We start from the raw sequence: 19,853 nt of genomic DNA on the forward strand, positions 1-19,853 counted from the left end.
TATTAAACGCTTCCATTAAGGTAGAACGCGGAAACCGTGATGACACGACGGTAAGCTGAGCCTCGGGCTGTGAAGACCGTTCACCCTTGCTGAGAACCGCTTTTGTTTACTCCTCATACTCTTCCTTATTGCTTACGCTCTCAGAGCTCTCGGAGAGGGACCTCCTCATCTCCTCGACCTCCTCCTTTGGGAGCTCGACTATGGATATTGAGTTAGGCGCGACCTTGAGGTATTTGTCCCACATGACTACTATGCCCTCATCCGTTATCTCCATAGGGTGCCTTACCATGGATATCTTAGAGTCCCTCATCTTCCAAACTATTATTGAACGGTAAAGCTTGCCCTCTATCTCATCCAAGTCCAGCCTTATTATACCGTCAACCGCGTGTTCAACGCCAGGGCCTCCGAAGCCCCTCTCACCTACAGAGACCTGGCTCACGAAGAATGCCGTGCAGCCTAGGCCGGAGACGACCCTCTTCAGTATCATTACTATGTTCCTGGCAACTGCGGGCTTAGAGAGGTACAGGGTACTTACAGAGTCTATCACGACCCTCTTGGCCTTGATGTCCTTAATGGCCTGTCTGACAACGTCCACAAGCTCTGAGACGTTGTCAAGGTCCTTTACTATGTACTTCTCCCTCTGGGCGGCCGACCCTATGCCCGTGGTGAAGGCATCTACTATGGCAAAGGTCCCTTTCCTCTCATATTCATCGATGTTCCAGTTGAAGTGCCTGAAGCTCCTCCTGACAGAGCTCGGGTGCTCCTCAAGGGCCACATAAACTCCAGGCTCCCCCCTGATAAGGCCGTTGTATATGAACTGCTGGGCCATTATGGACTTGCCAGTGCCGGGACCTCCAGACACCATGACGACGTTCCTCTCGGGTATGCCCCCGTAAAGTATCTCATCAAGGCCTGGTATGTACGTCCTGACCCTTGGCGTTACCATCCAACACCACCTATTACATCTTTATCGCCTTTCGGCCCTTTTAATCTGACTTTGCAAGCTCGTCCTGTTTACATCAACGCCACGTGTAGATATTCTGCCCCTGGGAGCTCCGTGGTTCCCACCAACTTCAGACCCCTCGATGGCCCTTACAAGGGAGAACCTTATGATAGTTATGTCATCCTCTAGCATGAAGTCTCCATATATCGACCTAAGCTCCCTAAAGAGCTCCGCCAGACCACTAAACCCGTCGAGCTCTGCGTCTTCATCGGTCAGGTCCTTTACCTTCTTATGTATGACCTCCTCCACTCGGACCACTGCAACAGGCCTGCCCGAGCTGACGACCTTAAGGTACCTGCCCCTCACCTGAAGGTTACCAAGCCTTATGGTACTGGTCTTCCTTCCACTAAGTATGAGCTTTAAGTACTTCTTTTTTACAGTAAGCATGCTTAAGCTCCTGGCCAACTTATACTCTCTCCCGCCGCTGTAGCGTGCCCAGCCCCTGCCAATAAATTCTAACTGCGGAAACGTAAAAGGTGGCCCTGCATGATGCCTTGACAGCTCCCTAGGCGCCTCCGACAGAGCTTTCAGCGCGTTAACAATGAGCTACAGCAGTCTATTTATTTCCGAGAAACACTATTTTAACATAATCTTAAATACTACGGTATGCATCTCTGATACCAGACACGTAAAGGGTGTGGCCTTATGAAAGGAGGGAAGCTAGTTGGCTTAACTATACTCCTACTAATGCTAATCTCGTTTACATCAGTATTGTCCTGGACCCCTTCAGCTAGGGCCCTAGAGCCTAGCGCAAACTACTATGGACCCCAGCTTAACGGCAGCGTGATAGGACCGCTCAGCCCCAATTATTTAGTGAGCCTATCAGTGCTCATACCGCCGAGAAACCTCAACGAGCTGATGTTAATAGCCCAGGAGGTTGCTGAGCATCAGGCCAAGCCGCTGTCGAGGAGCGAGGTGCTCCAGCTCTTTGCGCCCTCGCAGCAGGAGTTTAACAGCATCGAAAACTTCCTTGAAGAGAACGGCTTCGTAGTGACCTACGTAAGTCCTGACAGGCTCTCTCTGATGGTCCAGGCGCCTGCCTCCGTAGTTGAAAAGGTGTTCGGAGTTCAACTTGACCTTTACCAGGGGCCTAACGGGGAGGTTTACTATGCGCCTGCGGGCATGCCCAGGATACCAGAGGCGCTTCAGGGAACCCTGATACTGGGCCTCACTAACAGGACTGCCTTCAAGCCGCAATACGTTGTTGCCGGCAGGATAAGCCACTACACGTTTATACCTGCAAACTCAAGCCTGCCAGCGCCCCTACAGGTAGCGTCGTCATACACCTACTATACGCCAGCCGACTTCGAGGGCGCGTACAACGTGACGAATTTGATTCCCTATAGCCAGAACGCATCAGTCGCCATAATAGACGCCTACGGCGACCCCCTGATCTACCAGGACGTGGCAGAGTTCGACCAGATGTTTAACCTGCCACCGGCCAACCTGACGGTCATACCCATAGGCCCCTACCACCCGTCGCTTGGCCTACTAACGGGCTGGTACATAGAGACCGCTTTAGATGTTGAGGCAGCGCAGAGCATGGCTCCCTTCGCCCACATATATCTGGTCATCGCATCTAACAATGGAAACGCGCTCTTTGAGGCCGTAGATTATGTCGTAAGCACCGACCTAGCTGACGCGGTCTCCATGAGCTGGGGGGCGCCTGAGAACCTCTTCGCAGAGTCAGGAGTTTATACCACCTACCCAGCCTTCATATTGAACTACCCGTTCGCCGACTACTACTTCGCCCTTGGCGCCGCCGAGGGCATAAGCTTCTTCGCCTCCTCAGGTGACGAGGGCGCCTTCGACGCCACCCCGACAACCTATGGGGCCGTGCTGTTCCCATCCTCATCACCGTTTGTAACCGCGGTGGGAGGCACCAGCCTCTACGTTAACGTCACATCAGGCTCCATAGAGTTCCTTAACTCTACTGGCACCTACGGCTACGAGACAGCATGGTCTGTGAGCCCGCTCTACGGCTCCAGCGAGGTGGCCTCAACCGGAGGGTTCTCAAGCCTGTTCCCCAAGCCCTGGTATCAGTACGGCGTCGTTAACGGCACGTTCAGGACGACGCCTGACGTGGCCGCTGACGCTAACCCATACACGGGTTTCGTGGAGGTAGTAACTGGACAGATGATGGTTATCGGAGGCACTAGCCTTGCCTCACCCCTCTGGGCCGGCATAACTGCTGATATAGACGGCTACCTAGGAATGAAGCTGGGCCTCATTAACCCACTGCTTTACAGCATCTATAAGAATAAGACGCTGTATAATATGGCTTTCCACCAGATAACCTTCGGCTACAACGGCAAATACCTGGCGCACGCCGGCTACAACCTGGTCACAGGGCTTGGCTCTCCAAACGCTGGCCTCCTGGCTTACGCCATTAAGTATGAGCTGACGCACTTCCCGTCGCTCAAGGTGGCAGTGACAACCTACGAGCCTGGGGCTGAGTACTCATGGTACTTCTATAACTCCACGTTCGAGGTGGTGGCAGCAATATACTACCCTAACGGGACGCCTGTGACAAGCGGCAAGTTCAACGCGTATGTCTTCACTACTGAGGGACTTGGTGAGGAGGTTCCGCTTCAGTTTAACGGCACCTACTGGGTAGGGGAAGTTTATGTCAAGCCCGGGCTGCCGCCCAACGTGTGGACTGTGCTCGTTAATGGCACCTCTGCGGGCATTAGCGGCACTGGCGCCACTGACGTCTACATAGGCACCGGCATAACAATCATAGAGCCCGTCCCCTACCCATACGCGCCTGCTATACCGGTTAATGAACCGTTCCAGGTTGAGGTCTACGCAACTTATCCCAACGGAACACCAGTCACTTCACCCTCAATTACAGCTGCCTTCTACCACAACGGTATCAATTACTTCAACGCTACCCTGCTGCCGGTTAACGTGACTGAGTACCCAGGACTCTATGAGGGCACGGCCTTACTGCCTTACCCGGAGCCGCAGGGCGCTTACATAGTGTATATTTACACCACGGCTGCTAATGGAGCCGTGGACGGTGACGCATATGAGTATGTTTACTTCGGAGAGCAGATCATAAATGCGTATGTCATTACTCCTCTCAACGACGGCACCCCAAGCGTCTCGCCGGGCCAGACACTATTATTCCTAGCCATGGTCTCTGACCCGTTCGGGTTTGGTTACTTCACCAGCAGTGTGTTTGTAGACATCTATAACCTCAATGGAACCCTCGTCGCCCAGGTACCCCTGCAGCCGGCGCCTTCGCCACTGCTCTACTACCAGATAGGGTACTTCGTTGTACCGAGCAACATGCCCCCAGGATGGTATAACGCCGTCTTTGTCAGCGAGGAGAACACGAGCACTGGGCCGCTCTTTGGCTACTTCAACCAGTCCTTCTACGTGGCCCCCACGCAGCTTAGCGGAGATATAATTACGGCGGCGTATTCTATAGAGGGCGTGTGGCTGAACGTCTACACCTCCATAGACTACCCCAACGGAACACCAGTGACCCAGGGGACCTTCCTTGCCACCCTTGTGCCTACCCAGGACCTCTATAACGTAATGCTACTAGGGTTTGAGGTCGGCATACCGCTGCAGTACAACAGCTCCTTGGGAATGTGGGTCGGGAAGGTGTATATTCCGTCGGTCTACACCTCGTACCTCTTGTCGCCCTACGTAGGCGAAGGACTTTACAGCCTGGCAGGTCCATGGACCCTGGTGATCAGCGGCGAGGACGCCAATGCGATGAACCTGTATCCCATCAGCTATAACATAACTGTTGCGCCGTTTGCCGCACCTATAGACGGTGAAGGCCTGTTAGCCTACGTGGAGTCGCACTCGGCTGAAGAAATCTCAACACTGTCAACAATGGCGAGTAATACGGAGAGCGTCAAAGGGGCGAAGTCCTCGACAACTGCTCTACTATCTGGCTCGGCAAACGTGCAGGAGGCCACTGAGATCAACATGCTTAATCTCATGGATGCGCTCAAGGTGGCCCAGACCACCACAACAAAGGCCGCAGCCTCCTCTGCGCCGGCGGAATACTATGTAATAGCTAGCGTTGTTGCGGCAGCGCTGGTGGTGGGCATACTGATAGGAAGGAGGTCAGCATAAACTAAGTCTTTTGACTAAAAGTCCCTTTATCTTTTTTATCTTTTCTTTTTATTGGCTGCTAAAAATACGAGGCCGAGCCCTTAACCATAGACCTGAATACCTGGCCTATTTCCCACAGCTTTACCGTCTCATGCTCGTTAGGCCTTGGCCTGCTGGCAAGGTAAACGCCGTATGGATCATACCCCTCCTGGGACTTAGGGCCATAGGGAGAGAACAGTATGAACTCGTCAGCCTCCAGCACGACCTTCCTTACTGCCGCGTCTATGGCGGCATATAGTGAGCACACGTCTGACTTGGAGATCCTCTCCAAGGCTGTTATAGCAGCTATTACTGGGCCTGACTCCAAGGCCTCCAGTATTGCGTCGCGCACGGCATTTATCTCCTCCTCAGCGCTCACTGTAACGTCCATTGGAAAGCTAGGCTTACCGTAGGTAGGGTTTGTTAAAGGTATGTTGATTACCGTCGCGCTGGTCTCGGTAAGCAGGGGCACCTCTGGCACGGAGGTAAGGAAGCCCTGCACGCGAGTCTCTTTACCAGTGAGGACCGTCAGCCACGCTGATGGAGGGTTCTGAACTGTCGTGTTCTCAGTGACGCCCCTAAAGGTCGTGTCCAGCAGCGTCAGGAGGTTCCTGGCGTTGCACTTCATGAAGTACTTATATGTGAGCGAGTCAATCCCTAGCATCAGAGCTTTGACTCTAGCCATTGTACCCTCTCCTCCAACACCTCCTCTGGGACTGCGCCAACAACTCTATCAACCTCCTGGCCATCTAGGAAGAACATTATTGTTGGCAGACTCATCACGTAGTACTTAGAGGCAGTCTCAGGGCTTGCATCGGCGTTAACCCTGGCAAAAGCTATCCTCTTATGCTGAAGAGCTAGGTCATCTATTATAGGCGCCACGAGAAAGCATGGCGCACACCACGGAGCCCAGAAGTCAACCACCACTGCCTTGTGGGAAGCTATGAACTCGTCAAATGATGAGTCATTAAGTTCCGCCACAGGGGGTTCCTGGCTGCCGTTGCCGCTGCTAGAATCTCCCTCGGTGCTCTGAGAGGAAAGCTTAGCGAGGAGCTCCTCTTTCTTTTTCTGGAGAATTCTCCTGAGCTCCTCATCATCATTTTCTGCTGACATGCTTCAAGCCCAAAAAGCTTATAAGGTTAAGCTGGAATTAAAAAGGGTTACTTAATATATTATATGAAAGGTTTTTTAATTTCTAAAATGACAAAAAATTATATGTAAAAACAAGAATGGTATTTTTAATAGCCTAAATCCACGTTTGTTATCCTTCTCCTCCCGCAGAATAGCTTATTAAGCACACTTGATTAAAAGTACCAGGCCCTAAGGAGGGCATGAACTGAAAAGTGTCAAGTAGTCCCAGTACGGAGGTCTCAAGGGATTATATAGTAGGTAAACATGTTTTTGGAAGCCTATACGGTATACCACCAGAGATAGCAGAGGACGAAAATCTAGTACGTCAGGCAGTGCTTGACGCAGTCAAGGCCGCCAACGCCACCCTAATAGAGATAATGAGCTGGAAGATAGGCGGCCACAAGGGAGGAGTCTCTGTAATAGCGCTGGTGAACGAAAGCCACATTGTGGTGCACACCTGGACAGAGTACCGTTATGCAACTGTTGATGCCTACACATGCGGCGAGCACACAAAGCCTGAGAAGGCATTTGAAGTTATAGTTGAAAGGCTAAAGCCTGAGTACTATACCTATAACTATGCTGACAGGACTCAGTTCCCAGCCTCGAGTCCCGTGACCATCGTACGTAAAAGGGAGAGCAAGAGCATCGCTATCACGCCCTAATTGATTCTGCGGTAGATTTGAAGTCAAAGGCTGAAGGAATTTTTGTCTATACGGTCAGCCTTAGCTGCTCACAAGTTATAGGTCTAGAGGCAAGACTACCTTGTCGCCAACAGATGCCTGTAGCACCTTCATGCCCAGCCTTGAGGATTCCAACTTCACTGGATCGCCGCTGCAATGAAGTGGAACGATAACTTTAACCCCCAGCATCTTCAATGCCTCGGCCTCCAGCCTTACCTTATCTGGAGTTGCCCAGGCCAGGTGAAGGCCCCCTACCACGGCGTAGGGGGTCAAAGAGAGGTCGTACAGGACCTTGCTTACCATACGTGATGGCCCAGGATGAGAGCACCCCAAGAGGCTCACTGCCCTGTTACCGTCAAGATTTATTATGAGGGACTGCTCATAAGGAGGACCATATTGCTGCGACGTTATAAAGGCAGCCTTGGCCGCTCGGGTTCCAGTCATCAGTCTCTTTACATTGAGTCCTAGGTCCTCTGCGCTCTTAAGTAGTCTCCAGTTGACGCCGGCCGGCATGTATACTGGGGCGTCGTCTTTAAGCAGCTGTTTAAGTGCCGAAAGCCCTCCCACATGATCCATGTGTTCATGAGATATGACCGCGAAGTCTAAAGACTTATTCCCTATGCCTACGAGCTCGGAGTTCCTGCGAAGCGTCTGAGGGCTCTGCCCGGCGTCGAAGACCCCTCTCCACTCCTCAGTCTCAAGAAGCAGGGAGAGCCCATACTCGGCGACAAAGGGCGGCCTTGCCTGTTGGTCTACAAGCAAAGTTATCCTAAGCCAGGGGACAGATTCCACTTTACCCCCGTATTTTTACGAAAGCCTTCAAGCCGTTTATGCCTATGTGGCATTAGCGTCAGTACAGCTTAAGCTTCCCCGTTATTTTGTCAACCAGCTCAGCCGGCGCGGGACCTACGGCCACGGCGGTTTTAGTTCCAGGGGGCAGTTGAGTAAGGCCAGCGTCCTCTATCATGGACGCCGGTAGGCCGGCCGCCCTAGCCTCCTCATAGACTCTGTTCAGCTCGCCTTCACTTTCAACCCTAAGCACCACCTTCTTCTGCCCCTGCGACAGCCAGGAGTCTAGCCAACGCGACCACTCAGAATTGTTGCTCCTTATTATTGAGAGCACCGCCTCGCAGGCGGCGTGAGCCGCCTGGGCCGCCGCCTTGCCCTTTCCCATCTGGAGGTCTCTTCTAAGCACTATGGCCTGTTTCATGTCCTGAGTCAAATGACCTTACCTCCTATCAGTGCCGCCGCAATTGAGGCGTAAAGGTTGGCCGTGACCGGGTCCACATTAAATAAGAGCTTGACTATCTTTAGGTTAGCTAGCTTCATGGAAAGCTCCACATCCTTATAATCATGCTCTTCCACGCTGCTTACAATCTCAACTACAGGGCCGGTAATTCTGCTAAACGAGGTAGCCTCGTCTAACAGCAGCATTGCCTCGCATCTTTCAGCCGCTACACTACAGAGGTACCTGGCGCTAGGCTCCATGATGGGTCCATAAACAGTCGCGAACTTCTGGAACTTCGAGGCCTCCTCAGCCTGCTGCCCGTATTTTTCACTTATCCATGAGAAGGAGGAGTCAACATCAGCAACCTCGGCCTTTAACCTGTCACCCCTTGGTCCCTTCATCTCTGAGGACCAGAGAGCTGAGGCGACTATCATAGTCAACAACGGCGCCTGAGAGGGCAGCAGTATCCTGCTGATCTCCTCATGCCTAGACAACATGGCCTCCAACACGTCATCTAACTGAGGGGCTATAAAGTAGGTAGTTATGCCCATGAGGGCTGCTTCCTCGGCGGCCCTCACGGCCCTGCTGTCCTTAGGCCCCAAGGAAAACACTAAGACCTCGTTTACGTCCCTGTACGGCATTATGAGCGTCGAGGCCTCTGTTGGGCCCGCTAAAGTTACGTCAAAGCCTGATGATAGCATGGAAATATATAGGGACTTTGCTGCAGAGATCGCACTATGTGAGGATATCAGAAGAGTCCCATCTACAATCTTGGGCTTCAAAAGCCTCTTAGCGGCCTCTATAGAGCTCCTCACCTGGGGCTCAAGTTCACTGTATCGCATTTTGAAGCGCCCTGCAGCAGCTGCAGCGCGACTCGTCAGGTGAGCCCGCGAGGCGGGGTATTACGTCATACAGGACCTTTCTGGCCTTCTCCGTGTTCTCCTCCATGACCCTCGCCACCTCCGCGGCCGTCACAGGGTGCTCCGCCCAAACATCATAATCTGTTACGGTGGCAAGGGTAGCGTAGCATAGCTCCGCCTCGCAGGCCAAGTTAACCTCAGGCACCAGGGTCATGCCTATGATGTCCGCCTTGAACACGTCCCTCCAGACCCTGCTCTCCGCCCTAGTCGAGAAGCGCGGGCCCTCTATGCACACATAGGTGGCCCCCCTGTGCACCCTGTAGCCCAGCTTGACCGCGCTGTTGTAAAGCTCATCAACCAGGTGCTTGCAGAAGGGGTCTGCCATGCTGACGTGAACCGTCACGGGCCCATCGAAGAAGGTATATTTCCTGCCCTTGGTCATATCTATGAACTGTTCTGGCAGCACTATGTCTCCAGGCTTCATCTCCTCCCTTAGGCTGCCCACTGCCGAGACGCTTATGACCCACTTGACCCCAAGGGCCTTCAGGGCCCATATGTTTGCCCTGTAGTTAACCATGTGAGGCGGATACCTGTGTCCCTTTCCGTGCCTCGGCAGGAAGGCCACCTTGACGCCGGCCACCTCTCCTACAGTTATATAATCGCTTGGCTCGCCGTATGGCGTGTTAACCTTGACCTCAACAGGGTTGCTTAGTATCCCAGCCTCGTAGAGGCCCGAGCCGCCTATGACGCCGACCTGCGCCCTTATCCCTGGAGGCGAGATTATTTCCATCATTTCAAAGCCCCCTTGTAAGTGCATGGATTAACATTTTAAGTTTAACAAAGGACCCCTAGGCTGGGAGGCCGTCATGGTGAACTTTAGCCTTGTGGTAACAAGCGACCATGTATATAGGGGCGAGAAGGCTGACGAGGTGACGCCGCTAGTTAAGGAGAGGCTTGCGAAAGAGGGACATCAGCTAATCTATAGCGTAGTGGTGCCAAATAACCCTGACATCATCAAATCTGCAGTCCTTGACGCGGCATCGCGAGCGGACGTTGTTCTAGTTAGCGGCGGCACAGGGCCCTCGCCCAGGGATATATCCTATGACGTGGTTAAGGAACTAGCGTCCAAGGAGCTCCCAGGCTTTGGCGAGCTGTTCAGGTTCAAGAGCCTCGAGAGCGTGGGCTCTGGAGTCATACTTACCAGGGCGTCCGCCTTCGTTTTAGGGCGCTCCCTTGTGGTGGTCGTGCCTGGAAGCCCCTCGGCGATGGGCATAGCCCTTGAGATACTTATGCCAATAGTCAATCACGCAGTGGAGCAGATACATGGGGAGCCTCACCATTAGATGTTCACTTATAAGTTGGCCAGACTTCCCGAAGGTTTTTGCCTAAAGGTTTAGCAATAGCCTTTAAGGCATTAGATGAGAGTAAAGATCTGGGAAGGCTCGGAGATGCAGTATCAGAAGCTCGTAAGGGCCCTACAGGCTAGTTCAAGGGCGTTGATATATATTATGATAGCCGGCCTCTTGGTGTCGCTATACATAGTCACGGTGGGTTTGAAGATATTGCACGGAGTTATAATGTTTAGCTTAGTCGTGCCGCTTCTCATAACGGCCGTCGCCGGTCCGTATGTAGTCTCAGGCCTAAGAGCGTCGGCCAAAGCAGAGGCCTGGCTGTTATTCTCTATAGCAGCGGAGTGGCTAATTTTGGTTGCATCTATCATGACCCTACAGCTTAAGTCTTACCTTTACCTTGGGCTCTCTCTGGTAATCTTCTCCATATCTCCCATCTGGGGCGCGGCATTAACAGGCCTAAAAAGTGACGTGAAGCTCTCATACCTTATTTTGGGAACCGCGTTTCTTATCAGTGGGCTTACGCTTATGCTGCTAAAGTTGTCAGTTTTCCATGCGGCGCTCGCATTGCTCACCCTCCTAGGCCTTGGCGCTATTTATGCCGTAACATACCACTCGCTGCCTGCTACCTTTGAAGAGAGACAGGGCCTCGCGTGGGGACTGCTGCTGGAGCTGCTGTTAATAGCAGAGGCGTTGAGCCTCCTCGCGGTAGGTTATAAGCCCTTCCTCTTAATATCAGGTGCGACGGATGTCATCTCGCTGCCCGCGTTGGGGCTAACTAAGCTGCGAAAGTTCGTAGCTGTTGCTAAGGCATCCAAGAACCCTGTGGCCCGGGCTGGAGAGCTGTACTTCGTCGACGGTCATATTTTCTCTGCTGTGTTTCTGATCATCACAGGCTTAGTAACTCTCCTGGGAGGTCTAGGCCTCGACGTGCCCACGCTCGTACTCATACACCTGTTAGCACTCGGTGTACTGGTTATGTTCGTCCTTATACACGCGCCTCTCATGTTGCCAGTTATATTGAGGTGGCCCTCGGCAAGGAGATATAACTTAACACCATATGTTCTTGAGTCAGTGGCCGCTGTCGTATGGCCTGTTAACCCTCACGTGGCGTTCTTCTTCCTTGGGCTTTCCATAGTGTTCCTAGTGTTAATAGTTAAACCGACAAAGGAGCCCCTGCCGCTGAGCCTTATAAAATGAGGGCTAAGCGCTAAAAGGTCGTTAGCTGCTCTCCTTCATAGCCGCCCTGAACTGCTCTATGGCCCTTCTTATCTCTTCAACCTCGCTCTCGTCCTCAAGGGTTGAAAGGTCTCCAAGGGGCTCATTAAGGTAAACGGCCCTTATAACCCTCCTCATTATCTTTCCGCTCCTAGTCTTAGGAAGAGCCTTCACTATCTCTATGGTCTTGAAGACAGCTATAGGACCATAAACCTTCTTCACGTGATCCATTAGCTCCTTCTTCAGCTCCTCGCTTGGCTTGTAGCCCTCCTTAAGCACCACGAAGCCCACGGCCACCTGGCCCCTAGTGGGATCAGGTACCCCTATCACGGCAGCCTCTGCCACGGCCGGGTGAGAGACCAGCGCGCTCTCAAGCTCAAAGGTCCCTATGCGGTGCGCGGATATCTTGATCACGTCATCGGCTCTCCCGAGGAACCATATGTAGCCGTCCTCATCGACCATGGCAGCGTCGCCTGAGTAGATGAGGCCCTTAAGCTGGGGTCTTGCCTCCCAGTAGGACTTAAGGTACCACTGGTAGTCCTGCCACAGCTCAGACGTGTAACCGGGGAATGGGTACTTCATTACAAAGACTCCCTTCTCGCCAGGCTTGGCAGGCTGCCCCGTCTCCTCGTTAGCCACATATCCTACAATTCCAGGCAGCGGTATGCCAGCGCTGCCAGGCTTTATAGGTATCATTTGGATCCCATATGGGTTGCCAACCACTGGGCCTCCAGTCTCGGTCTGCCAGTAATGGTCTATAACTGGGACCCTGCCCTCAAGCACGTCATACATGAGCCAGCGAAGCGGCTCGGGGTTCAGCGGCTCGCCCGCGCTGAAGACCACCTTTAAGCTTGACAGGTCGTGCTTCTTTGCGTACTCGGCACCATACTTGCTGAGCAGCCTAATTCCAGTCGGTGATATCCAGAGCTTGGTGACACCATTGCGCTCTATGACGTCCCACCACATGTCCGGCCTCGGATAATCGGGCGTACCATCATATACTATGCTGGTTGCGCCGAATATGGGCACGCCCCAAACCATGTAGCTAACCCCTGCCTGCCAACCCACGTCACTTGTTATGAACCACGTGTCCTCGGACCTGAGGTCATAAATCCACCTGCCCATGGTAACCACATGCACCTGGAACGGCCCATGCTTGTGGACCACTGGCTTGGGCTTAGCTGTGGTGCCCGACGTAGGGGTTATTAGCAGTGGTTCGTTGGACTCAAGCCACTCGACGTCAGAGGAGCCTTGCTTGCTCATCTCAAGGAACTCGTCAAAGTAAAGGTCGCGGCCCTTAGCCATAGGCGCCTCCTTCTCCGTGTACTCTGACCTGAAAACTACGACCTTCTCCACGGGCGACTTTTCAACAGACTTTATGGCGTCGTCTACAACGCTCTTTAATTCTATCAGCTTACCCCTCCTCATGTTGAAGTCCTGGGTAAAGACCACCTTTGCGCCGGTCAGCATTATACGATCCCTCAGGCTGCCTGCAGAGAAGCCTGCATATACTGAAGACGCTATAGCGCCTATCCTAGCCGCAGCGTGCAACACGGCTATGGCTTCAACCCTTGTAGGCATGTAGAGGAGCACCCTGTCGCCTTTTCTAATGCCAAGGGCCCTCATGGCAGCGGCATACTTTAGCACCATAGACCTGTACTGAGCAAACGTGTAGGCCTTCGTTATGCCTAGTTCTGCGTTTTCGTATATGTATATGGCTTTGTTGCCAAAGCCCTTCTCCACAGGAAAATCTATGTGACTGTACTCTGCATTAGTCACACCGCCCACGAACCACCTGTAGGGCTTCCCTGGCTCCCACTCGAACGTCTTATCCCACAATCTCTTCCAGTAAATTAGGTTTGTCTCCTCCCTCGCAACAGAGTCCCAGAAGCTAACCGGGTCCTTCTCCGCGAGCGATTTAAGGTAAGAGACTTGGGGAGGTATGAGTATAGGCTTGCCTCCAAAGCCTTCCGCAGACATGTTCTTACCTATTCCCTTAATTGTGGGATTAGCTTAAAAATAAGCACACATCACTGTATATAATTTGAGACTACATTAACCTCTATCAGAGCTCTCTTTTTATTTGGTCAGGAGTAGCTATAGGGGTCTGCCTTGAAATGCGAGTCTTATTGCCCACGCTGTGGGTTCGCCAGTGATGACATGTCACTGATGACCTGCCCACGCTGTGGGTTCGCCATGGTTTATAGGTGCCACGACGTGAAGTTCAAGATAAGGCCTAACTATGCAAACATGTGGAGGTACTCGGAAATGCTAGCAATAAGGCCTCCTCAGGTAGTAAGCTATGGCGAGGGCCTCACCCCCATAGTTAAAGTTAACGGTGTCCTGTGCAAGCTGGAGAACAGAAACCCCACTGGGACCTATGCAGATAGAGCTTCGTCCGTTATAGTGAGTGCTTTGCGCCGCAAAACCTACAGAGTGAAGTACGAAAGCGACTTTGCCTACTCGCTTGCGTTTTATGCAAAACTTGCGGGCTCCGAGGTATCAGTCATAGCTGAGCCCAAGGAGCTCGATCCACAGGATATCATCGGAATAGCGTCCCTTGGAGGCTCCCTGGAGTTCAGGGGAAAGCCAGAGCTACAGTACGAGAACCCTCTAAGCGTTGAAGGTCTGAAGACTATAGCTTTTGAGCTCGTCGAGAGCTCGCCAAATGCTGAGAGAGTTTATGTGCCATCATCGTCTGGCCTCTTAGCGTTCTCCATAGCTGAGGGCTTAAATGAGCTCGAAGGGGCCCCGCCTATGGAGGTTACAGCTGTTGTGGTGAAGGGTAGCCCCCTGCCGTCATTTCTGGGATTCTCGAGGACCATTAAGATCGTTGAGATAGAGCCTGAAGAGGTTATAAATGGCCTGGTAAGGTTAGCTAGAAGAGGTTTTTACATCAAGTTCCTGGCAGCCTCTGCTTATGCCTACGCGTCTACCGAGGAAAGGGGCGTGGCGCTGATAAGTGGAGGGATTAGAAAACCTCAGCTAAAGAGACCGAAGTCCCTCGAGGGGGCCTCGCTCAAGAGAAGAATACTTGACGTGCTATCGCGCGGCGGGGACTTAAGCGCCTACGAAATATGGAAAGAGATGCCACAGTTCACATTGAGGGGCGTGTACTCAGCTCTCAAGTCACTTGAGGCTGAGGGAAGTATATGCGCACGTTATAAGATGAGAGGAAGAAGAAAGATAAGGATCTATGAGCTTTGCGGGCCAGACTAACCTGGTGCAGCTTTATCAAGAAACTCTGCTAAAATTTAAGAGTTCTTAGCGTATTAATAAAATAGTGGTGAGCCCCGTGAGCGCCCAGAACCCTTCCTCGGACGAGAGCGTCTCCAGAGATCTCGAGAGAGCTGAAGAGTATGAGGTGACCGTAGCCGGAGGCTCTGTGCTAGGCGCCAACAGGTATCAAATAAGCACTGGCGTCATAATAGCCGCTAGGTATGCTGACAAGCTTAGAAGGGTAGCGCTTGTGGCCCTCGGAAAATATATACCAAAGGACGTCATCATAAGGGACATAGCCCAGCTTAACAAGGACCTTTACCACGAGATCGTAGAGAAGAGGAAGCTCGGGAAGCTCGACCTAGTAAGAATAACCGTAACGCTTCATTATGACGAGAATGAGAAGAGACTAGTATTTGACGACATAAAGATATCGGCCTTCGTCAATGAGGACGAGTGCAAGCAAGCCTATGAAAAGGAGCTCGAGGACCTCAGAAGGCAAGTCCAAGAACTGTCCGAAGAGAATAACAAGCTTAAGGAAAGCCTTAATAAGATTAAGGAAATAATACAGGCCTAGGCGTCTATCAAGGATCTCTGAATTTTTCCGCAGAACAGACACGGGCTGCTGCACTCGCAGGACCTTATATTAAGTACAATGCTTTTAAACCCATATCGCTTATCCGAAATAGGTGAAGCCCCTTGAAGGTAGCTGTACCGACGGACGACTGCAAGAGCATGTCGTTCCATGGGCCCAGGTCAGGCCTCTTCCTAGTTGTTTATATTAATAAGGATGGTAAGACAGAGGATGTCGAATGCCGCAAGGTTAATGCGGAGCACCCTCATAACGAGAGCGATAATCACCATGAAGAGCACGAGACAGGCCCCGAGCATGCCAGGTGGCACCTGGCCGTTTTGGAGACCTTAAAGGATGTTGACGTTGTAATAGCGATGCATATGGGCCCCACATTAGTTCAGGCGCTGAGGTCCCTAGGCAAGACCGTGGTGCTCGGGGTCAGGATTGATAATATTGACGACCTAGGCACCATTTTACGAGACAAGGGACTATTATCGTAATCAGAGATCAAATAAAAGGTCTCTTGCGAATCCAGAGCCCCTATTCCAGACTTCTGTCCGCGGAGCCCATAATTATATCCTCGGGCTCCAGCGCTTTAACTATATAATTGAATGCCTTGAGAGGATCGCTGTGAGGCCCACAGCTGTAGACGTCAACTGTGGCGAACCTGTATTCAGGCCAAGTATGTATGGTTATATGGCTCTCGAGCACTATTGCAACAGCGCTCACGCCCTCGCCTATCTTCCACGACTTAACGTCCAATATTGTCATCCTGCCGACCCTGCCTGCCTCGCGCAACAGCTCCTCAATAGCCTGGGGATCCCTTAGAATTTCATCGTTGCGGCATCCCTTTAGGTTCCCATAAACGTGGCGGCCGATGACCTTAGGCGTATTCTCAAGCAGCTCCTCTTCTATGTTCTGCACACCCCCCACCCCCTATTTAAGGGTCCATACGCTATATTAACCCCCCTATCCTTTTAAGCGTTACCCCCACCCCTCTCACTGGTTCAAAAGGTGCCCACTTTGGAGGATCTACATTCAAGGACCCCTCATGAGCTCATAGACCTTGTGCTAATAAGGCTTGAACTCATAGAGAAGACCGCCAGTGAAATGGCCAAGGACGAGAAAAGCGCAGGCAAGCTCCTGGCTATAGTTCAGGAGACAGAGAGTATAAGGGAACTCCTGGCGGTGTTAAGGGATAAGTGCCGATAAGAAAAACGCGCAGATGCGCAGGGACTAAGCCGTGCCAGAGCCCTCAGCCACTTTACCTGCCATGAAGTCTTCATAAGTGAAGGAGGGCTCCTGGCCTGGCTGGAGTAGGCCCCTGTTCCTCATTATTTCCCTCGTGAGGAGCCAATAGACAAGGGCCAAGCTCCTCCTGCCCTTGTTATTGGCAGGTATGATTAAGTCTACATCTTCTACCCTGCTGTCCGTGTCTGCAAGCGCCACCACGGGTACTCCTATCTTCGAGGCCTCCACCACTGCCTGCCTGTCAGTCCTGGTGTCGGTAACTACAACGACCTCAGGCTCCACGTATATGTCCAGCTTCGGGTTAGTGAATATGCCTGGCACTATCCTGCCAACCACAGGCTTGCAGCCTATCTTTTCACACATGGCAGTGACGGGCCTCTGGCCATAGATTCTAGTGGCCACCACGGCTATCTTTGACGGGTCAAAGCTTGCCAGGAAGCGGCCCGCTATCCTTATCCTCTCATCTATCTTCTTCACGTCAAGCAGGTAGAAGCCATCAGGCAGCACCTTATAAACGAACTGCCTCATGTACTTTGTGCATATTTGGGTCCCATAAACGACGCCAGCCTTCTTGTAGAGGTCGGAGGAGACCAGCAGGCCCTGCTCCTCAGCCTCACTTATCTGTTGCCCCTCAACTGACCTCTCCTCGGCCTCCTCCCTCTCAGCCTCAGGGTTAGGCTCTTCCTGCTTCTGTTCATCACTCACTGGAGGTCACCCCTTCCCTCAACCCTTAGTCTATTCACCCTCACAGCGCTGTAGCTGGCCACCTGCTCTATATAAACAACGCTGGTGTAGAGGGTCCTTCTGCAGCAATACCTATAGACTCCCAGGTCGTCAAGCACCTTGCTTGGGTCCTCTCCAGCCTCAACCCTCCTACGGAACTCCTCCCAAAGGTGACCTAAGGGCGCACCGCAGGTCATGCACCTGACAGGGGGAAGCAAGCTCGGGTCACCTGTACGATGTCTGCCATCCCCTCCTCGCGCTGTACCTCATGTACTTCTCGGGCTCCGTCCTCCTCTGGTCGCCGGCCAGCATAGTCCTGTCGTACTCCGTGAAGAGGTTCCTGAGCTTCTGCGCTATCGCCTTGCTCTGCTCGCAGTTGTCCTTACTGACAACGCACTTGTCGAAGAAGTCAACGAGCCCCCTAGCTATTGCCATCCTTACGGCGTCTGCCTGGCCCATAAAGCCTCCTCCGCGTACGCTGACATCTATATCTACTAGCCTAACTACTGCATCACCGGCTATGATGAGGGGCTCCATCATCTTAAGTCTTGCCACCTCAACAGGCCACGTCTCTACAGGGACTCCATTGACCTTCACGCGTCCCTGGCCGGGCCTTATGTAGGCCCTGGCTATGGCGGTCTTTCTCTTGCCCACGGATATTATAACGTTGTTCTCGGCCTGAGCCTGCTTGGGCTGCGCGGTACCCTGCTCAGACATGGGCTCACTCACCTGCTCCAGCCGAGTTGCCTGGCTATATCTGCTAGTGTGGCATACTTTGACTTTGTGAGCTTCTCCACAGTCATATTGCTTGGGAGCTTTGTTGTATTCTTACCGGCAAGCTCCTTAGGCACTCCCACATAGACCCTCAGCCTAGAGTACGCCTCCTTGCCTTTGTCGTTCTTCGGCAGCATGCCCCTTACCGCCTTCCTAACTAGCATCTGAGGGCTCCTGGCCCTCTTGGGCCTCCACTTCTCGGAGAGGTGCACCTTGACCCCAAGTATTGTCCTTCTATAGAAGTAGACGAGCCTGACGGGGTCACCGCTCACAGCGACCTTGTCTGCATTTACTATAGTTACCCTTTTGCCGCTGAGGAGCTGCTTGGCCACATAGGTGGCAAGCCTGCCTAGTATGGCGCCGCTTCCGTCAATTATTAGCTCCTCCCGAGCCGCCTGCTGGCTCAACCGTGAACACCTCACACCAGTACCTTAACCTTGGTGTAGTCCTGCACCTCATTCACGGCGTCCCTGAGGGTTAAAATTCTTCCTCCCGCAGATGTTATTTGCTGCGCGGCCTTAGCCGAGAACGTGAAAGCTGCGACCGTGACCTTTTTATTTAACTTCCCCGTGCCTAACACCTTGCCGGGCACTATTATAAAGTCCCCATCTGACGCGTACCTGTTTATCTTGCTTAGGTTTACCTGAGGGCGCCTCCTGGCTGGTCTGCTCAGGAGCTCGGCAACTCTTCCCCAGACGGGCTTCTCCCTAGCCTTGGACCTAAGCAGCCTGAGAGTTTCAATCATAGTCTCATTTGTAGTCACTACCCTCCTCATTTGGGTCCTACCTCCTCCACAACCTGCGCCTCCTCAAGCTCCTTTAACAGCTTATCTGCCTTCCTTGCGAGACAGTTTGTGGCCTCCCATATAATCCTTGCGGGTTCAAGGGCTCCAGTGGACTCCACCGTTAAGTAAAGCTTTGAGGGATCGTAGACGACCTTTATGGCGCCCTTACAGCTCTCCTCCTCACAGTACCTTAAGGCGCTGGTGTTGACTTTATAGTTCAGCTCCAGCCGGCCAGCGCTACCGCCCTTAATGGCTCCAACAAGGTCCTGGTAGGCCGAGATGCACTCCAGGCATTCAGATGTTACTTTTGATGGGTCATACTCGACGTGCACTGAGTACCTGAGGACCGCTACTGAGGCCGGGCTCCACTTGCCGTGTTCGTAGCCCCTGCCTAGCCTTGCGTATCCGACTAAATGAATTCTTTGCCCGGGCGCCAGGTACACTATGGGCGTCTCAGGATAGATAGGCCTTATGTCAGGGTCTGAGAACTTTAGGTCTGATGCCTTTACATAGACGCCGCTGGCGGCGTCCTGAGGGACCTCATACTCCAGGTACACCTGGGCAAAACAGTGAGAGTCGTTCTCGCTAGCGTTAGAGCACTCCTCAGGTGAGCCATACTTCCTGAGGGCTTCGTCAGACCTAAGGACCAAGAGTCCAAGCCTGTGAGCTATTATTTCGTCGTAGACGCTACTCTCATTGTCATAAAAGTACACGAAATCGACCGCCATGGTAGGGACTTCTGAGAGCGCAAGCCTCCTGAGAGCGTTGCCATAGGCCACAGGGAAGCCCTCCATAGACACGGTTATCCTGCTGTTGCCGAGCTCCACTATGCTAACCTTCTGGTCCTGCATCAGCTGTTCCCACAACGGCTAGGATAGGTTTCAGTTATAAGTTGTAGGTAGTTCCGATGCAATTGAGACCAAACCGCCGTAGCGCAGCCCGA

Annotated in this window: 24 protein-coding genes; 8 read left to right on the forward strand and 16 right to left on the reverse strand. The window is 52.6% G+C overall.

Going from position 1 to position 19,853, the window contains the following annotated elements; genetic code table 11:
* Window positions 1-106: 106 nt before the first annotated feature.
* On the reverse strand, window positions 107-946 hold the full coding sequence (locus ACZ5OO_RS01485; protein WP_464078349.1) for a KaiC domain-containing protein: 840 nt from the start codon (window positions 944-946) through the stop codon (window positions 107-109).
* A gap of 21 nt (window positions 947-967) precedes the next feature.
* Window positions 968-1,390 (reverse strand): ASCH domain-containing protein, encoded by a 423-nt coding sequence (locus tag ACZ5OO_RS01490; RefSeq protein ID WP_464078350.1) that lies wholly within the window; start codon window positions 1,388-1,390, stop codon window positions 968-970.
* Between the two features lie 426 nt (window positions 1,391-1,816).
* Here ACZ5OO_RS01490 and ACZ5OO_RS01495 point away from each other — a divergent pair, with 426 nt between their 5' ends.
* The gene (locus tag ACZ5OO_RS01495; protein WP_464078351.1) at window positions 1,817-5,101 is read left to right on the forward strand and encodes a S53 family peptidase; all 3,285 of its coding nucleotides are present in this window, start codon (window positions 1,817-1,819) and stop codon (window positions 5,099-5,101) included.
* A 58-nt stretch (window positions 5,102-5,159) separates the two neighbouring features.
* On the opposite strand, the gene ACZ5OO_RS01500 is transcribed toward ACZ5OO_RS01495, so the two are convergent.
* Both ACZ5OO_RS01500 and trxA read right to left on the reverse strand, forming a co-directional pair.
* Window positions 5,160-5,783, reverse strand: a complete 624-nt coding sequence (locus ACZ5OO_RS01500; RefSeq protein WP_464078352.1) for a hypothetical protein — start codon at window positions 5,781-5,783, stop codon at window positions 5,160-5,162.
* Window positions 5,783-6,232, reverse strand: coding sequence for a thioredoxin (trxA, locus tag ACZ5OO_RS01505; protein WP_464078353.1), 450 nt, complete (start codon window positions 6,230-6,232; stop codon window positions 5,783-5,785). Before trxA ends, ACZ5OO_RS01500 begins: the two co-directional genes overlap by 1 nt.
* 230 nt (window positions 6,233-6,462) lie before the next feature.
* Between trxA and speD (ACZ5OO_RS01510) the strand changes: the two genes are divergently transcribed.
* A complete protein-coding gene (speD, locus tag ACZ5OO_RS01510) occupies window positions 6,463-6,912 on the forward strand; it encodes an adenosylmethionine decarboxylase (protein ID WP_013266907.1) in 450 nt (149 codons plus the stop codon).
* Between the two features lie 75 nt (window positions 6,913-6,987).
* On the opposite strand, the gene ACZ5OO_RS01515 is transcribed toward speD (ACZ5OO_RS01510), so the two are convergent.
* Genes ACZ5OO_RS01515 through ACZ5OO_RS01530 form a run of 4 tightly spaced genes read right to left on the reverse strand, consistent with a single transcriptional unit; the run spans window position 6,988 to window position 9,811 of the window.
* Complete coding sequence (locus ACZ5OO_RS01515) at window positions 6,988-7,722, reverse strand: MBL fold metallo-hydrolase (protein WP_083774056.1); 735 nt, start codon at window positions 7,720-7,722, stop codon at window positions 6,988-6,990.
* A gap of 58 nt (window positions 7,723-7,780) precedes the next feature.
* Window positions 7,781-8,140 carry a peptidyl-tRNA hydrolase Pth2 gene (gene pth2 / locus ACZ5OO_RS01520; protein ID WP_013266909.1) on the reverse strand — a complete coding sequence of 120 codons (360 nt, stop codon included), beginning with the start codon at window positions 8,138-8,140 and terminating at the stop codon, window positions 7,781-7,783.
* 8 nt (window positions 8,141-8,148) lie between these two features.
* On the reverse strand, window positions 8,149-9,000 hold the full coding sequence (locus ACZ5OO_RS01525; RefSeq protein WP_013266910.1) for a hypothetical protein: 852 nt from the start codon (window positions 8,998-9,000) through the stop codon (window positions 8,149-8,151).
* Entirely contained in the window at window positions 8,987-9,811 is an 825-nt protein-coding gene (locus ACZ5OO_RS01530) for an S-methyl-5'-thioadenosine phosphorylase (RefSeq protein ID WP_048812825.1), read from the reverse strand. The genes ACZ5OO_RS01525 and ACZ5OO_RS01530 overlap by 14 nt, the downstream gene beginning before the upstream one ends.
* Before the next feature lie 73 nt (window positions 9,812-9,884).
* Here ACZ5OO_RS01530 and ACZ5OO_RS01535 point away from each other — a divergent pair, with 73 nt between their 5' ends.
* Entirely contained in the window at window positions 9,885-10,361 is a 477-nt protein-coding gene (locus ACZ5OO_RS01535) for a MogA/MoaB family molybdenum cofactor biosynthesis protein (RefSeq protein WP_013266912.1), read from the forward strand.
* 165 nt (window positions 10,362-10,526) lie between these two features.
* Window positions 10,527-11,567 (forward strand): hypothetical protein, encoded by a 1,041-nt coding sequence (locus ACZ5OO_RS01540; protein WP_464078354.1) that lies wholly within the window; start codon window positions 10,527-10,529, stop codon window positions 11,565-11,567.
* A 21-nt stretch (window positions 11,568-11,588) separates the two neighbouring features.
* Here the strand turns inward: ACZ5OO_RS01540 and ACZ5OO_RS01545 are convergent, their stop codons facing one another.
* On the reverse strand, window positions 11,589-13,565 hold the full coding sequence (locus tag ACZ5OO_RS01545; protein ID WP_464078355.1) for an AMP-binding protein: 1,977 nt from the start codon (window positions 13,563-13,565) through the stop codon (window positions 11,589-11,591).
* A gap of 237 nt (window positions 13,566-13,802) precedes the next feature.
* Here ACZ5OO_RS01545 and ACZ5OO_RS01550 point away from each other — a divergent pair, with 237 nt between their 5' ends.
* The 3 genes from ACZ5OO_RS01550 (at window position 13,803) to ACZ5OO_RS01560 (ending at window position 15,878) form a co-directional block, all read left to right on the forward strand.
* Window positions 13,803-14,804: a pyridoxal-phosphate dependent enzyme gene (locus ACZ5OO_RS01550; RefSeq protein ID WP_464078356.1), complete on the forward strand. Its 1,002-nt coding sequence runs from the start codon at window positions 13,803-13,805 to the stop codon at window positions 14,802-14,804.
* Window positions 14,805-14,868: 64 nt separating this feature from the next.
* Window positions 14,869-15,381, forward strand: coding sequence for a DUF2258 domain-containing protein (locus ACZ5OO_RS01555; protein WP_013266916.1), 513 nt, complete (start codon window positions 14,869-14,871; stop codon window positions 15,379-15,381).
* A 122-nt stretch (window positions 15,382-15,503) separates the two neighbouring features.
* Window positions 15,504-15,878: a NifB/NifX family molybdenum-iron cluster-binding protein gene (locus ACZ5OO_RS01560; RefSeq protein WP_464078357.1), complete on the forward strand. Its 375-nt coding sequence runs from the start codon at window positions 15,504-15,506 to the stop codon at window positions 15,876-15,878.
* Between the two features lie 40 nt (window positions 15,879-15,918).
* Here ACZ5OO_RS01560 and speD (ACZ5OO_RS01565) read toward each other — a convergent pair whose 3' ends face one another.
* The gene (speD, locus tag ACZ5OO_RS01565; RefSeq protein WP_013266918.1) at window positions 15,919-16,302 is read right to left on the reverse strand and encodes an adenosylmethionine decarboxylase; all 384 of its coding nucleotides are present in this window, start codon (window positions 16,300-16,302) and stop codon (window positions 15,919-15,921) included.
* 90 nt (window positions 16,303-16,392) lie between these two features.
* Here speD (ACZ5OO_RS01565) and ACZ5OO_RS01570 point away from each other — a divergent pair, with 90 nt between their 5' ends.
* The gene (locus ACZ5OO_RS01570) at window positions 16,393-16,590 is read left to right on the forward strand and encodes a hypothetical protein (protein ID WP_420805098.1); all 198 of its coding nucleotides are present in this window, start codon (window positions 16,393-16,395) and stop codon (window positions 16,588-16,590) included.
* Between the two features lie 24 nt (window positions 16,591-16,614).
* Here the strand turns inward: ACZ5OO_RS01570 and rpsB are convergent, their stop codons facing one another.
* The 6 genes from rpsB to ACZ5OO_RS01600 are packed head-to-tail and all read right to left on the reverse strand — an operon-like array spanning window position 16,615 to window position 19,761.
* Window positions 16,615-17,334, reverse strand: a complete 720-nt coding sequence (rpsB, locus tag ACZ5OO_RS01575) for a 30S ribosomal protein S2 (protein ID WP_013266920.1) — start codon at window positions 17,332-17,334, stop codon at window positions 16,615-16,617.
* Window positions 17,331-17,570, reverse strand: coding sequence for a DNA-directed RNA polymerase subunit N (locus ACZ5OO_RS01580; protein ID WP_048812829.1), 240 nt, complete (start codon window positions 17,568-17,570; stop codon window positions 17,331-17,333). The genes rpsB and ACZ5OO_RS01580 overlap by 4 nt, the downstream gene beginning before the upstream one ends.
* 7 nt (window positions 17,571-17,577) lie before the next feature.
* The gene (locus ACZ5OO_RS01585; protein WP_048813007.1) at window positions 17,578-18,069 is read right to left on the reverse strand and encodes a 30S ribosomal protein S9; all 492 of its coding nucleotides are present in this window, start codon (window positions 18,067-18,069) and stop codon (window positions 17,578-17,580) included.
* Between the two features lie 8 nt (window positions 18,070-18,077).
* Complete coding sequence (rplM, locus tag ACZ5OO_RS01590) at window positions 18,078-18,533, reverse strand: 50S ribosomal protein L13 (RefSeq protein ID WP_148217163.1); 456 nt, start codon at window positions 18,531-18,533, stop codon at window positions 18,078-18,080.
* Window positions 18,534-18,544: 11 nt separating this feature from the next.
* Window positions 18,545-18,901, reverse strand: coding sequence for a 50S ribosomal protein L18e (locus ACZ5OO_RS01595; protein ID WP_013266924.1), 357 nt, complete (start codon window positions 18,899-18,901; stop codon window positions 18,545-18,547).
* Window positions 18,898-19,761, reverse strand: a complete 864-nt coding sequence (locus ACZ5OO_RS01600; protein ID WP_013266925.1) for a DNA-directed RNA polymerase subunit D — start codon at window positions 19,759-19,761, stop codon at window positions 18,898-18,900. Before ACZ5OO_RS01600 ends, ACZ5OO_RS01595 begins: the two co-directional genes overlap by 4 nt.
* Window positions 19,762-19,853: the final 92 nt, after the last annotated feature.

It is taken from the genome of Acidilobus aceticus, from assembly GCF_055392325.1.

Coding starts and splice junctions, on each gene's coding strand:
- ACZ5OO_RS01485 (WP_464078349.1), bottom strand. CDS start 946: ATGGTAACGCCAAGGGTCAGGACGTACATACCAGGCCTTGATGAGATA.
- ACZ5OO_RS01490 (WP_464078350.1), bottom strand. CDS start 1,390: ATGCTTACTGTAAAAAAGAAGTACTTAAAGCTCATACTTAGTGGAAGG.
- ACZ5OO_RS01500 (WP_464078352.1), bottom strand. CDS start 5,783: ATGCTAGGGATTGACTCGCTCACATATAAGTACTTCATGAAGTGCAAC.
- trxA (WP_464078353.1), bottom strand. CDS start 6,232: ATGTCAGCAGAAAATGATGATGAGGAGCTCAGGAGAATTCTCCAGAAA.
- pth2 (WP_013266909.1), bottom strand. CDS start 8,140: ATGAAACAGGCCATAGTGCTTAGAAGAGACCTCCAGATGGGAAAGGGC.
- ACZ5OO_RS01525 (WP_013266910.1), bottom strand. CDS start 9,000: ATGCGATACAGTGAACTTGAGCCCCAGGTGAGGAGCTCTATAGAGGCC.
- ACZ5OO_RS01530 (WP_048812825.1), bottom strand. CDS start 9,811: ATGATGGAAATAATCTCGCCTCCAGGGATAAGGGCGCAGGTCGGCGTC.
- ACZ5OO_RS01535 (WP_013266912.1), top strand. CDS start 9,885: ATGGTGAACTTTAGCCTTGTGGTAACAAGCGACCATGTATATAGGGGC.
- ACZ5OO_RS01540 (WP_464078354.1), top strand. CDS start 10,527: ATGATAGCCGGCCTCTTGGTGTCGCTATACATAGTCACGGTGGGTTTG.
- ACZ5OO_RS01545 (WP_464078355.1), bottom strand. CDS start 13,565: ATGTCTGCGGAAGGCTTTGGAGGCAAGCCTATACTCATACCTCCCCAA.
- ACZ5OO_RS01585 (WP_048813007.1), bottom strand. CDS start 18,069: ATGTCTGAGCAGGGTACCGCGCAGCCCAAGCAGGCTCAGGCCGAGAAC.
- ACZ5OO_RS01595 (WP_013266924.1), bottom strand. CDS start 18,901: ATGAGGAGGGTAGTGACTACAAATGAGACTATGATTGAAACTCTCAGG.
- ACZ5OO_RS01600 (WP_013266925.1), bottom strand. CDS start 19,761: ATGCAGGACCAGAAGGTTAGCATAGTGGAGCTCGGCAACAGCAGGATA.